The organism is Streptomyces pratensis, from assembly GCF_037137275.1.
Classification (GTDB): Bacteria; Actinomycetota; Actinomycetes; order Streptomycetales; family Streptomycetaceae; genus Streptomyces; species Streptomyces pratensis_B.
In genome coordinates, this window is the sequence record NZ_JBBBEN010000088.1 from 218,981 (window position 1) to 231,808 (window position 12,828).

A 12,828-nucleotide genomic window follows, 5' to 3' on the forward strand; every position below is an offset into this window, starting at 1 on the left:
CACGGCCCGCGGCTCTCGTGCTGTGCTGCTGTGCGCTCTTACGGGGTCAGGCGGACTTCCTGCTGCTGTCCCGCGGGTGCACGGCGATGTTCATGGCTCCGGAGCGCAGAACCGCCAGCCTCTCGGCCAGCACCTCCTCCAGCTCCTCGCGGGTGCGCCGCTCCATGAGCATGTCCCAGTGCGTGCGCGCGGGCTTGCCCTTCTTCTCTTCGGGGCCGTCCCCGTCCACCAGGAGTGCCTGGGCGCCACACGCCTTGCACTCCCACTCCGGCGGAATTTCCGCCTCCACCGAGAACGGCATCTCGAATCGATGTCCGTTCTGGCATGCGTACTCCACCGCCTGGCGCGGGGCCAGATCGATACCGCGGTCCGTCTCGTAGCTGGTAACCACGAGTCGCGTGCCGCGGAGAGCTCGCTCACTCATGAATCGTGCCTCCCGGGCTTGTCGCCCACAGGACAAAATGTCGCTGTCGTCGTCATCCGGTCAACGTCCGGTCGGCGGTAAAGATTCCCGTTGCCGGTCATGCGTCGCCCGTCGTGCGCTGCCTTGTCTGGGTTGGGTACCCGCCCGCGCCCGCTTTGTCACCTCTGGTCAACGTTGTCACCCAGCGGTTGAGTCGCTTTCACTCGCAGTAACGGTCCCCCGGGCAGGCCAAAGGCGTATACTACCGGCCTTTCACTCCCACGTCTAAATCCGTTCGGGTACGGGGTTCCCCGCGGCCCGGACCGCACGCCGTACCGGGACCCGTGCCAGCAGCACCGCGCCGAGGGCGAAGAACACGATGAGGGAGATGATCGCCTCCCGGTAGCTGCCCGTCAGCTGGTAGGCCAGGCCGAACACCAGGGGCCCCAGCCAGCTCAGCCCCCGGTCGCTCATCTCATAGGCGGAGAAGTACTCCGCCTCCTTGCCGCGCGGCACCAGATGGGAGAACAGGGACCGCGAGAGCGCCTGGCTGCCGCCCAGCACCAGGCCGATAGCCGCCGCCAGCGCGAAGAAGAAGGCCGGTGCGCCGGCGGGCAGGAAGTAGGCGGCGACCAGGATCAGGGTCCAGACGACCAGAGACCCCAGGATCGTGCGCTTGGCGCCATGTCTCCGGGCGAGCCGGCCCATGCCCAGCGCTCCCGCCACCGCCAGGATCTGCACCAGGAGAACGGCCGTGATCAGGGTCGTCTGATCCAGCCCCAGCTCCTCTGAGCCGTACACCGAGGCCTGGGAGATCACGGTCTGTATCCCGTCGTTGTAGACGAGATAGGCGAGCAGGAAGGAGAGCGTCAGCGGATGCCCGCGCATGTCGCGCAGGGTCGCCAGCAACTGCTTCCAGCCGGAACCGACCGTGCCCTCGCCCCCCGGCGCGATCCGGCGGTCGCGCAGCCGCCGCAATGGCACGAGAGTGAACGCCCCCCACCACACGCCCGCCGACGCCAGGCAGATCCGCACCGCGTCGGGCTCCGAGAGCCCGAACGAGTCGTGGCCCGTGTACAGGACCAGGTTCAGCACCAGGACCAGGGCGCCAGAGGTGTAACCGAACGCCCAGCCGCGCGAGGAGACCGCGTCGCGCTCCTCCGGCCCGGCGATCTGCGGCAGATAGGCGTTGTAGAGGACCATCGACACCGAGATCGACGCGTTCGCCACGATGAGCAGGAACGCGCCGAGCAGATAGCGGTGGCCGTCCAGGAAGAACATCCCGGCCGTCGCCGCCGCACCCGTGTACGCGGCGGCCGCCAGCAGCGGCTTCTTGCGCCCGGTGCGGTCCGCGGCCGCCCCCACGATCGGCATCAGGATCACGGCGAGCACGACGGACGCCGAGACGGCGTACGCGAACAGCGAGCCCGCCCGCACGGGTATCCCCAGCGGATGGACGAAGCCGTCGGGGCCGGCCGCCGCCTTGGCGATGGAGGTCAGATACGGACCGATGAAGACGGTCAGCACGCTGGTGGAGTAGACGGAGCAGGCGAAGTCGTAGAAGTACCAGCCGTGCTGCTCCCGCCTGCGCTCGGCGGCCGTGCCGTCCGCCGGCTGCTCGGCCGGACCTGCCGTTCCCGTGGTCCCGGTGCTCAACCCGCCCCCTCGATCGTCCCCGGCGGACGCGGCCGGACCCGGCGTCAGGACCAGGCCCCCCGCTCGCTCAGCACCGTGCGCAGCGTCTCGATGTGATCGGTCATGATGCCATCCACGCCGAGGTCCAGGAGCGCCGCCATCCGTTCCGGCTCGTTCACCGTCCAGACGTGCACCTGGAGGCCGAGCGCGTGCGCCGTGCGGACGAAACGCCCGTCGACCACCCGGACGCCGCCCTGCCGCTCGGGGACCTGGGCGCAGACCGCGCCGGCCCGCAGGGCCGCGGGGATCGCGTACGAGCGCAGCCGCAGCCCCAGAACGCCGCGGACCCCGTACGAGGTGGCCAGCCGCGGGCCCGCCAGGCGGTGTGCGCGCGCCACCCGCGCCTCGGAGAACGAGCCGACGCAGACCCGGTCCCAGGCGTCGGCCCGGCGGACCAGGTCGAGCAGCGGCTCCAGGGCGGACTCCGCCTTGAGGTCCACGTTCCAGCGGGCCCCGGGGAACTCCTCCAGCAGCTCCTCGAAGAGCGGGAGCGGCTCGCTGCCCCCGACCCGGGCCCGGCTCACCTCGCTCCACGGCAGCGCGGCGATCCGGCCCCGGGCGTCGGTGACCCGGTCCAGCGTCGCGTCGTGGAAGGCGACCAGCCGGCCGTCCGCGGTGGTGTGCACATCGGTCTCGAAATAGCGGTAGCCCGCCGCGGCCGCCCTGCGGAAAGCGGTCACGGTGTTCTCCACGCCGTCCGCCGCCCCGCCGCGGTGGGCGAAGGGGATCGGCGCCGGATGGTCGAGGTAGGGGTGGCGGCTCGGTCTCACTGCGGCAGTATGGCCTGCCCGGGTGCCGGAGCGGCGACGGGACCGGGACAGGCGGGCGGCGCCGCGATGGACGGCCCGGGCGGGGGAGCCGCGTCGCGTGCAGGGCCGGGGCGGCGCCGGACGGCGGCGCGGCGGCGGAGGCCTACGCGTCCGGGGAGGCGTCTGCCGGGGTCGCGGCGGCCGGTGCGTCCGGGGCCGTGGCGGGCCCGGACGCGGTGGTCGGCCCACCGGGGGCCGCGTTCGGCGTGGGGATCGCGAACACCGGAAGGAAGAACTGGGTCAGCGGGCCGATCGCGAGGGCGTACAGCACCGTGCCCGCACCCAGGGAGCCGCCCAGCACGAAGCCCGTCACGACGACGGCCACCTCGATCGCCGTACGGACCAACCGGATGGAGCGGCCGGTGGCGCGGTTCAGTCCGGTCATCAGCCCGTCGCGCGGCCCCGGGCCGAACCGGGCGCTGATGTAGAGCCCGGTCGCCGCCCCGTTCAGCACGATCCCCACGAGCATCAGGGGAGCCCGGAGCGCGAGGCCGTCCGGATCGCCGACCAGGGCGAGCGTCCCGTCCGTCGCCAGACCGACCACGAAGACGTTCGATACCGTGCCGAGCCCCGGGCGCTGACGCAGCGGGACCCACAACAGCAGGACGACCGCGCCGACGATGATGGAGACGACGCCGATCGATATCCCCGTCAGCTCGGCTAGGCCCTGGTGGAGCACGCCCCACGGCTCCAGGCCGAGCCCCGCCCGCACGAGGAGTGCCGAGCTGACCCCGTACAGCACCAGGCCGACGTACAGCTGGACCAGCCGCCGGGTGAGGCGGGTGGTGCCCCGGTCGGTGGTCCTGGTCACGTGGCGCTCCCTGATGTGGTCGTGGTGGACTGCTTCGTGCCACCCTGTGGCAGGGGACAGGCCATCAGACATGGCCAATTCGAGGAAGGTGGACTGATTTCCGTGGCGCAGTGGACGTCGACCGTGGGGGCGGCTCAGCTCGCCCGGCAGCTTCAGGCACAGCAGTCCCGGCCCCCCGGGCCGGGCGGCCGCAGACCACCCGCCTACCGTGCGCTCGCCGACGGCATACGGCTCCTCGTGCTGGAGGGCCGGGTCCCGGTCGCCGCCCGGCTGCCCGCGGAACGGGAGCTGGCCCTCGGGCTCGCGGTCAGCCGCACCACCGTCGCGGCCGCGTACGAGGCGCTGCGCGCCGAAGGGTTCCTGGAGTCCCGGCGCGGAGCGGGCAGCTGGACCGCCGTGCCTGCCGGCAACCCGCTGCCCGCCCGCGGCCTCGAGCCGTTGCCCCCGGAGTCGCTCGGCTCGATGATCGACCTGGGCTGCGCCGCCCTGCCCGCCCCGGAGCCGTGGCTGACCCGCGCCGTTCAGGGGGCGCTGGAGGAGCTGCCGCCCTACGCCCACACACACGGCGACTACCCGGCGGGGCTGCCCGCGTTGCGGCGGACGATCGCCGAGCGCTACACCCGGCTCGGCATCCCCACCATGCCGGAACAGATCATGGTCACCACCGGGGCGATGGGCGCCATCGACGCCATCTGCCATCTCTTCGCGGGCCGCGGCGAGCGGATCGCCGTCGAGTCCCCGTCGTACGCCAACATCCTCCAGCTGATGCGCGAGGCGGGAGCCCGCCTGGTCCCCGTGGCGATGGACGACGGCCTCGGCGGCTGGGACATGAACCGCTGGCGACAGGTGCTGCGCGACGCCGCGCCCCGGCTCGCCTACGTGGTGGCCGACTTCCACAACCCGACCGGTGCGCTCGCCGACGAGCAGCAGCGCCGCGACCTGGTGGAGGCGGCCCGGTCGGCCGGTACGGTCCTGGTCGTCGACGAGACGATGAGCGAACTGCGTCTGGAGCCCGGCGCGGACATGCCGCGCCGGGTCTGCGCCTTCGACCCGGCCGGCAGCACGGTGCTGACCGTCGGCTCTGCCAGCAAGGCGTTCTGGGCGGGGATGCGGATCGGCTGGGTGCGCGCCGCCCCCGACGTCATCCGCAGCCTGGTCGCCGCCCGCGCGTACGCCGACATGGGCACCCCGGTCCTGGAACAGCTGGCGATCAACTGGCTCATGGGCACGGGCGGTTGGGAGCAGGCCGTGGAGGTCCGCCGCGACCAGGCGCGGGAGAACCGGGACGCCCTGGTCGCGGCGGTGCGCCGGGAACTGCCCGACTGGGAGTTCGCGGTGCCGCGCGGAGGGCTGACGCTGTGGGTGCGCACCGGCGGCCTCTCCGGTTCCCGGCTGGCGGTGGCGGGCGAACGCGTCGGCGTCCGGGTGCCCTCGGGTCCCCGCTTCGGGGTCGACGGGGCCTTCGAGGGGTACGTCCGGCTGCCGTTCACGGTGAGCGGGCCGGTGGCCGACGAGGCGGCCGCACGCCTGGCCGCGGCCGTGGAGCTGGTGCGCTCGGGGGCGGGAGCGGGGGCCGACGCACCGCGCAGCTTCGTGGCCTGAGGGCCGTGCGCGAACGGCGGTGAGCGGGCTCCCGGCGCCCGCTCCTCGCGGCCACGGGCCGCGCCGCAGGCCCGGCTCAGCTCTCCGCGGCCGCCGGCTGGGCCCCGGCCAGTGGCTCCGCGGCCCTCGCCCCGGCGACCGGGGCCCCGGCGGGACGGTCCTCCACCGGGCCGCGCGCGGCCTCCCCCGGGACGGCCGCCGCCACCGGCGTCCGCTCTGCCGCAGGCGCCTCGTCGTGCCGCGCGGGCGGGTCCCGGTCGGGCAGCAGGTCGAGCACCGCCTGCCGGTGCGCGTCGCTGGTGGCGTCGTCGTACGGGTCAGGGGTCGCCGGCACCTGCATCCGCAGGACGGGCCCCGCGCCCAGGCGGGCGTAGCCGCGGCCCGCGGGGGCCTCGGGCGGTGGCGTGGTGGTCGGTTCGGCGCCCAGGAGGGCGGCGATCTGCTCGCGGGACGCCGGGCCGAGGACGGCGCGGGCGCGGGTGTGGGTCCACACCGCCTCTGTGAGGGCGTCCAGGGCGTCGAGCTGGTCGGCCAGCACCACGGTGACCTGGGCCGCCCGGCCGTGCCGCAGCGGGACCCGGAGCAGCTCCTGCGGATCGGGTCTGCCGTCGGCCGCCGCGAGATGGCCGAGGACGCTGGGGCGGTCCAGCAGAATCCACAGCGGACGCCTGACGTCGTCCGGCGCCAGGCGGCCGGACTGCCGGGCCCGGTCGGCGGCGATCAGCCTGCGCTCCGTCTCGTGCGCCGCCCACTCCAGCGTGGCCAGCGCCCCGCCGAGCCCGCACTCCACGGCGAGGACGCCGGTCCGCCCCGCGAGTGCGGCGTACTCGCCGCTCCCGCCGCCGTCCACGACGAGGACGTCACCGTGCTGGAGGGCCTGGAGCGCGATCGAGCGGACCAGGGTCGTGATGCCGCCGCCGGGCTGTCCGACGGCCAGCAGGTGGGGCTCGGTGGAGCGGGGCCCGGTGCGCCAGACGACGGGGGCGGCGTCCACCGTCGTGTCGCCGTCCCGTACCGGGACGGTGCGGGAGACCGCGTCCGGGTCGGTGAAGCCCAGGACGGTCTCACCGGGGGCGGCGACGAAGCGCTGGGCCGCGATGGAGGTGGCGAGCGGGTCCAGCACGGTCATGGCGAGGCGGTTGGCCTCCTCGTCCCAGTCGAAGCGGTACTCGCGGCCCCGCCCGGACTTGGCGTGCAGCACCTGCTCGATCCGGGACCGGGCGGCCGCCTCGCCGTCGGTGAAGTAGGCGGGGTAGGAGATCCGGAGGCGGGTGAGCCGGCCGTCCTCGTCGAAGGCGTACCCGTCGAAGGGCTTCTCCCAGTCGCCCCCGTGGGAGAACAGCGGGCTGGGGTCGTCCGCCGCCGCGAAGTACGGGACGAGCGCCTCGTACAGCGTCCTCAGCCGTGCGCTCTCCGCCTCGTCGGGCCCGGTCCTCACCGGGGTCCGCTCCCGCCCCTTCCAGGCGGCGGCGCTCACCACCGTGATCAGGGCCAGGACCGGCCCGTAGGGGAGGAGCGCCACCGCGAGCACGCAGGCCGCGGCGAGGAACAGCTGGGGGCCGCGCCGTTCCCTGGGGGTCGCGACCCATCTCTGCCGGCCCGCGACGGCCAGCAGGCGCAGCCCGCGGACCACGGTGATCAGTGGATGGAGCACATCGGTGGCGCTGTCGGCGGCCGTGCGCGCGATCTCTCTGCTGCGAGTGATCGAAGCGCTGCCGCTGCTCAGAACGCGGGGGAGTGGTCGCCGGGCCACATCGGTCTCCTGAAAGGGGGGAAGCGGTTGCGGTGCGTCAGAACTTGATCCCGCCCAGCAGGCCGGCGAGGCTCGCGCCGCCGGCCGTGATGCTCGGGGCGATGGCGGTGCCGGCCAGGTAGAAGCCGAACAGGGCGCAGACGACGGCGTGGGATGCCTTGAGTCCGTCCTTCTTGAAGAACAGGAAGACGATGATGGCGAGCAGTACCACGCCCGAGATGGAAAGGATCATGAGCGGTTCTCTCCTCGTTGAGGGGACGGTCACCATGAGTCCTTCCAGGATCACGGGAAGTATCTATATGACAAAAGGGGCAATCGAGTGAATATACGGCACTTTCACTTGACTGGCCCAGGAAAGTCGGTCCTGGAGAGCGGCATTGCCGCGCCCGTGCCGGGCAGAAGCGCCCCGCGGCGATCCTCTGCCGCTTCCGCTCCGGGGCATGCGTCCCCGGGGCCAGTACCCTGTCGATTCACTCGTACGGCCCGCGCCGTACTCCCCACCATGTCAACGCGGCGCTGACAGCCGCGGCAGCAGTCAAGGAAGGCGGTACGTCCGATGAGCGAAACCCCCGATCCCGAGGTGGTCGAGCTGGCGACCAAGGTCTTCGACATGGCCCGGGCCGGCGACACCGGGGCACTGGCCGCGTACATCGACGCCGGCGTCCCCGCGAACCTCACCAACGACCGGGGCGACACGCTGCTGATGCTCGCCGCATACCACGGGCACGCCGAGGCGGTCACCGCCCTCGTCGCCCGCGGCGCCGACCCCGACCGGGCCAACGACCGCGGCCAGACCCCGCTGGCCGGAGCCGTCTTCAAGGGCGTGGACGACGTCGTGGAGGCGCTGCTCACCGCAGGCGCCGACCCGGCCGCCGGCACGCCGTCCGCCCTGGACACGGCCCGGATGTTCGGCAAGACCGAGCTGGTGGAACGCTTCAGTGCCCGCTGAGACGACGGCGGCCGCGCCGAAGGGACTCGTTGCCGCGCGGTCGGCTGACCGGTCCGTCGTAAATGTGGTCGCGGTGGCGAAATGGCTGGGTCATCATGACGTCGCGGGCCCGCTCAGGGCCACCGACGAGAGGCAGAGGAAGATGCTCTACACCAGGCGGAAGACGGCGGTCGGCCGATCATGTCACTGCGCGGCGTAGGGGTGCCCCCGGACACCCCCTCGTGCCCGAGAGGCACGGGGCACTGCACAGTCCCGGTTGCGTCGACAGCTTGATGTGAGGCTTTCTCCCATGTTCGATCCGTTCATAGCGCCGAGCGGAACCCTGCTCGGCCTGTTGCAGAGGGGCCGCGGCGACGGCACGCTCCACGCCCTCGCCGCGCCGCGCCCCGAGGCCCTCGCGGCTCTCAACCACTGCGTCGTGAGCGATCCCCGTCACGACTGGCAGGTGGAGAACCGCTCCCTCTACTACGCCCGTCTCTACCTCGATCTCAACGGCGGCGTCGAGGAGATCGAGCGGCACCTCACCGATCCCGACGACCACGAAGACACCGACGACTCACGCACGGGCCTGGCGCTCTCGGTCCTCGGCCACCTGGCCTCCTACGGGCGCGACGACGCCCTGGCGCTGCTCCGCCGCTACGCGAGGACCGGCGCCAACTGGCCCTGGGCACTCGACGAGCTCGCCCTGCGCGACGACGACGCCCATCTGCGCTCGCTCGCGCTGCCCGTCCTCGCCCGTTTCCCCGCCACCGCGCAGGGCGCGGCCGACCTCGCCGCCGCCGTGCGCGACTCCTTCGAGCCGCGCCCCTGGCGGCTGTGGGCCGACGACCCGCGCGAGGAGGTCGGCGCCCGGATCAGGGCCGCCACGGAACAGGGCTCGTTCGACCGGTGGCAACGCCAGATGCGCCCCGGGGGCCCCCGCCCCGGCTGGAGCGTCCAGGCCGTCTTCGACTGGGCCCAGCAAGCCCTGGAACGCGGCAGCGAACTGCACGTCCCCGCCGCCCGCTGCCTCGCCGCCGTCGCCGGGCCCGAGGACCGGAGCCTGATCGTCGAAGCCGCCCGCAGCGGCCCGGACGGCGCCCGGTGCGCCGCCCTGCACTATCTCGCCGAGGCGGACGACCCCGCCGTCCTCGACCTCATCGAGACGGCCGCCGCCGGCCCCCACCGGACTGTCGCCGACGTGGCCCTCGCCGCCTTCGAGCGGATGACCTGCGACGACGCCGTGGACCGGGCCCGCCGGTGGGCCCGGCGGCCCGACGCCCTGGGCGCCTGTGCCGCAGGGGTCCTCGCCTGTCGCGGCACCGCCCAGGACGCTCCCCAAGTCCTCGGCGAGCTGAGGGAGGCCGTACGGGGCGAAGGCCCCGACGCCCACCGGCTGTGGACCCTCGTCGACGGCGCGGGCCGGCTCGGCATCGCCTGCGCGGCTCCCGTACTGCGCCACGTCTACCGCGAGACGTCGTCCTCCCACCTGAGGGGCAGGGCCGCCCGCGCCCTGGCCGCCACCGACCCGTCCTTCGCGACCGGGTTCGCGGTGGAGTGCCTGTGGGACTGCGAGGAGACCACCCGCGAGGTGGCCGCGCTCCACGCCGAGACCGGAGACGTCCGCGTCGCCGAACGCCTGCGCCGCCTCGCCGCCGACCCGGCAGAGGAGGCCGAGGTCCAGACAGCGGTACGCAGCCGCATCGGACCGGACGCGCCGGCGATGTGACCGCCGCGCCGCCCCTCGCAGGAGCGGGCGCGCCGACGCCGGGCAGGCCGCCGGGCGGCGGGGCGGGGCCGAGGACCGAGCGGCGCGCAGAGGCCGCGGGGGTGGTCGGCGGGCCGAGCGGGCGCCGACGCCGGAGCCCGGCCGGAGGCGGCACGCGCCCGGCCGCCGCCCCGGGTCGCTGCCGCCGCGGAGCGTGCCCCCCCGAGCACGGAATGGCGCCATGACCGGACGCCGGGAGTTCTGGATCGACCGGGGCGGCGCCTTCACCGACGTGGTGGGCCGGCCGTCTCGTCACCCGCGCACTCCTCTCCCACGACCCGGACCGCTACGACGACGCGGCCGTCGCCGGCGTGCGGCTCCTCCTCGGCCTGGGCCCCGGCGGACCGGCGCCCGCCGACTGCCCGGCCCCGGTCGCATAAGCGCCGTTTCGACCGTTGTCAGTTCGAGGACCTAATCTGTCCCACGTGACTTCGCCTGCCAACACGGACAACGCTGCGCCGCAGCTCAGCGCGGGAGCGCGGCCCGCCCTGGGCCCCGCCGCCGACGAGGGGCTCTCGCGGCGGCTGCGCGCGCTCGCCTGCACGGCGCCGCTGCACGATCTCGACGTCCGCAAGGCGAACCTCGCCGGCGAGTACACGGTCTACGCGATGGCGGAGGTCGCCCTCGCGGCGATCGACCACGTCACGCTCAACATGGACTTCGACACCGGGGCCGACCACGACCAGATAGTGGCCAGACTGCTGCCCCGGGTCGGCGCGCAGGCCCCGGAGCGCCCCGTCGCCGAGCACGAGCGGGTAGCCCGCTGGGTCCTGGAGAACCTGATCAACGTCGGCAGCGTCGACCGCGGCTTCCGCGCGGTCTACGGCACGTTCGGCCCCGACGGCGCATACGTCCGCCGGGACTACGACTTCAAACTCATCGAGGAAGTCCCCGGTTACGGCGGCACGGTCTACCTCCGCGCCACCGACGAAGCGGTGAACGTCCTGGTCGGCGCGTTGGACACCGACGTCACCAGTGCCCAGATCGCCGCCGAGGTCAAGCTGGAGGTCCTGATCAGCCGGGGCCGGCTCGCCGACGCCCAGCTCGCCGCAGAACAGGCCCGCTACCGCACCGTGCAGTACGCCGAGACGCTGCGCCGGACCCTGGAGGCCACCCGGCGCAACGTCCGCGCCGTCGACTGGCTCCACACCGTCCCGGACATGATCACCGAGGCCCTCGACCACGTGGCCGACCGCTACCGCCACGAGAACGCGATCCTCACCAACATCCGCAAGGCGCGCGACGAGGCGGAGGAACCCGAGCACAAGCGCCGGGCCGCCGAGCTCGTCGACATCGTCAAGGACTGCATCCGCCGCCACACCCAGCTCCAGTCCCGGCTGCTGGAGGCGGGTCCCCTCTTCCGCGCGGAGCAGGACCGGCAGGCGTTCGCCGCCCCCGCCGCCCACGCGGGTCTCGACCTGTACGGGCAGCTCCTCGCCCCGCTGCTCCCGCTCCCCGTCGAACAGTCCAGCCGGGCCACCGACGCCTTCTTCGCCCACGGCACCGGGCTGCGCACGCCGAGCTCCGTCCGGGTCGGGGACCTGGTCGACATGCTCCTCACCCCGCCGACGGAGCGTGAGCACCTGGGCGCGGAGATGCCCGAGCCCGACCTCATCGCCACCCCGGACGACAGTCGGTTCAGCGAGGAGCAGCTCGCCCGCGCCATGAAGCTGCTCGATCTGGAGCACGACGCTCCGCGCCGCCTCTCCGGGCTCCTCGCCGAGGCCCGCCGTGGCGGCGACCCGGACCTGGCCTACCTGGTCGCGCTGCTCGCCGTCCACGCCGCCAGCCCGCCCGTCGGCACCGCCTACCGCCAGGGCGAGCGCCGCCTGCTGTTCGCGGTCGACGACGGCGCCGAGCTGGACGACCCGGAGTTCGGCGGCGCCGACCTGATCGTCGGCACCGCCCTCCTCGACGCCGCGGGCATGGCCGCCGACCGCAAGGATGCGTCGTGACCGGCCCCTCGGCCCCACAGCCGCCGCCCCCGCGCCCCGGCGTGGCGCCCGCCCAACCGCTCCGTATCCCGGCCCGCCCCACGCGGACCGCCGCACAGCCCCCCACCCGTACCGAGGAGTCCCAGCCGTGAGCGACCACGACGCCGAGCCCGCCGACGCGTGGACGGAGCCCGTCGGCGCGTACGCCGCCGGCCCCCCGCCCCCCGCGCCGGGAGAGCGCTCCGGCCCCGCCGGCCAGGCGTCCGTCACCCCGGCCGACGCCGCCGACGCCGCCCGCCTGGTCTCCTTCGGACTCCAGCCCAAGCTGCTGCCCGCCCGCGACGCCGAGTACGCCGACCTGCTGCGCCGCTACCGCGAGGACAGCCCCTTCGCCCGGCTCGCCGACGCCGTCGCCACCGGGCTCGGCCTCATCGTCCTGGAGGTCTCCCCGCGCGCCGGGATGGCGGTCACCGCGGGCGAGGACTCCGTCTTCGCCGTCCGCATGGGCGACTACGCGCGCCGCGCCTCCACCGACGCCGCCGACCGCTTCCTGCACGGCCTGGCCCACCTGGCCGTCGCTGCCCTCTCCTTCCCCCGGCCCGAGGACCTCGCCGACGACGCCTACATCGGCCGCATCACGGTCAACGGCGTCGACGCCTTCGTACGCCAGGCCTGTCAGCGGCTGGAGCAGCGTGCCGAGGAACAGGGGGAGACCACCGACCCGGCCAGCGACGCGCCCGGCCTCGAAGCGGGCTGGCGGATCTACGCCCGCCGCAGCGCCACCGGCGCCACCAAGGACGCCCGCCGGCTCGCCGGCTCCACGACGGGCATCATCGGCAAGGCCGTCGCCTTCCTCACCGACTCCGGCTTCCTCCAGCGCACCGGTGACGACGCGGGCGGCGCCTACCGCACCACCGCCCGCTACCAGCTCCAGGTCCGCGACATGGCGGGCAGCGCGGCCATGGCCGAGCTACTGGAACTCGGCGTCGTCCCCGTCACCGACGGCTCCGCCACCCTGCTGCCGCCGCCCGACCCCGACAGCATGGAGTTGGCCGCCGACGCCGGCCTGCCCTTCCACTCCTGACCCGCTCGCCCCCACCGCTTCGCCCCCGCTCACCGAACGAC

11 protein-coding genes and 1 pseudogene are annotated in these 12,828 nt (G+C 74.1%); 6 read left to right on the forward strand and 6 right to left on the reverse strand.

Annotated features, from left to right (window positions below; all coding sequences use genetic code 11):
• Positions 1-46: 46 nt before the first annotated feature.
• The 4 genes from V9U70_RS14590 to yczE all read right to left on the reverse strand — a co-directional run bounded on the left by V9U70_RS14590 (position 47) and on the right by yczE (position 3,718).
• On the reverse strand, positions 47-424 hold the full coding sequence (locus V9U70_RS14590) for an RNA polymerase-binding protein RbpA (RefSeq protein WP_336675409.1): 378 nt from the start codon (positions 422-424) through the stop codon (positions 47-49).
• A gap of 264 nt (positions 425-688) precedes the next feature.
• Positions 689-2,059 carry an MFS transporter gene (locus V9U70_RS14595; protein ID WP_336675411.1) on the reverse strand — a complete coding sequence of 457 codons (1,371 nt, stop codon included), beginning with the start codon at positions 2,057-2,059 and terminating at the stop codon, positions 689-691.
• A 44-nt stretch (positions 2,060-2,103) separates the two neighbouring features.
• Complete coding sequence (locus V9U70_RS14600) at positions 2,104-2,868, reverse strand: glycerophosphodiester phosphodiesterase family protein (RefSeq protein ID WP_336675412.1); 765 nt, start codon at positions 2,866-2,868, stop codon at positions 2,104-2,106.
• A gap of 142 nt (positions 2,869-3,010) precedes the next feature.
• Positions 3,011-3,718: a membrane protein YczE gene (gene yczE / locus V9U70_RS14605; RefSeq protein ID WP_336675413.1), complete on the reverse strand. Its 708-nt coding sequence runs from the start codon at positions 3,716-3,718 to the stop codon at positions 3,011-3,013.
• Between the two features lie 102 nt (positions 3,719-3,820).
• Here yczE and V9U70_RS14610 point away from each other — a divergent pair, with 102 nt between their 5' ends.
• Positions 3,821-5,320, forward strand: coding sequence for an SCO1417 family PLP biosynthesis transcription factor (locus V9U70_RS14610; RefSeq protein ID WP_336675414.1), 1,500 nt, complete (start codon positions 3,821-3,823; stop codon positions 5,318-5,320).
• A gap of 76 nt (positions 5,321-5,396) precedes the next feature.
• On the opposite strand, the gene V9U70_RS14615 is transcribed toward V9U70_RS14610, so the two are convergent.
• Both V9U70_RS14615 and V9U70_RS14620 read right to left on the reverse strand, forming a co-directional pair.
• Positions 5,397-7,073 (reverse strand): hypothetical protein, encoded by a 1,677-nt coding sequence (locus V9U70_RS14615; RefSeq protein WP_336675416.1) that lies wholly within the window; start codon positions 7,071-7,073, stop codon positions 5,397-5,399.
• 37 nt (positions 7,074-7,110) lie between these two features.
• Positions 7,111-7,305, reverse strand: coding sequence for a hypothetical protein (locus V9U70_RS14620; protein WP_336675417.1), 195 nt, complete (start codon positions 7,303-7,305; stop codon positions 7,111-7,113).
• A gap of 324 nt (positions 7,306-7,629) precedes the next feature.
• Between V9U70_RS14620 and V9U70_RS14625 the strand changes: the two genes are divergently transcribed.
• The 5 genes and pseudogenes from V9U70_RS14625 to V9U70_RS14640 all read left to right on the forward strand — a co-directional run bounded on the left by V9U70_RS14625 (position 7,630) and on the right by V9U70_RS14640 (position 12,787).
• Positions 7,630-8,022, forward strand: a complete 393-nt coding sequence (locus V9U70_RS14625; protein WP_336675419.1) for an ankyrin repeat domain-containing protein — start codon at positions 7,630-7,632, stop codon at positions 8,020-8,022.
• 289 nt (positions 8,023-8,311) lie between these two features.
• A complete protein-coding gene (locus V9U70_RS14630; protein ID WP_336675421.1) occupies positions 8,312-9,730 on the forward strand; it encodes a HEAT repeat domain-containing protein in 1,419 nt (472 codons plus the stop codon).
• Between the two features lie 220 nt (positions 9,731-9,950).
• Positions 9,951-10,143 (forward strand): annotated as a pseudogene (locus V9U70_RS30600) (hypothetical protein); the annotation flags it as partial.
• A 51-nt stretch (positions 10,144-10,194) separates the two neighbouring features.
• Positions 10,195-11,724 (forward strand): hypothetical protein, encoded by a 1,530-nt coding sequence (locus V9U70_RS14635; RefSeq protein ID WP_336675423.1) that lies wholly within the window; start codon positions 10,195-10,197, stop codon positions 11,722-11,724.
• A 127-nt stretch (positions 11,725-11,851) separates the two neighbouring features.
• Positions 11,852-12,787, forward strand: a complete 936-nt coding sequence (locus V9U70_RS14640) for a hypothetical protein (protein WP_336675424.1) — start codon at positions 11,852-11,854, stop codon at positions 12,785-12,787.
• The last annotated feature ends 41 nt before the right edge of the window (positions 12,788-12,828 follow it).

Excerpts from the sequence above, each read along its gene's own strand:
- V9U70_RS14590 (WP_336675409.1), bottom strand. The coding sequence starts at position 424 with ATGAGTGAGCGAGCTCTCCGCGGCACGCGACTCGTGGTTACCAGCTAC.
- V9U70_RS14620 (WP_336675417.1), bottom strand. The coding sequence starts at position 7,305 with ATGATCCTTTCCATCTCGGGCGTGGTACTGCTCGCCATCATCGTCTTC.
- V9U70_RS14625 (WP_336675419.1), top strand. The coding sequence starts at position 7,630 with ATGAGCGAAACCCCCGATCCCGAGGTGGTCGAGCTGGCGACCAAGGTC.
- V9U70_RS14630 (WP_336675421.1), top strand. The coding sequence starts at position 8,312 with ATGTTCGATCCGTTCATAGCGCCGAGCGGAACCCTGCTCGGCCTGTTG.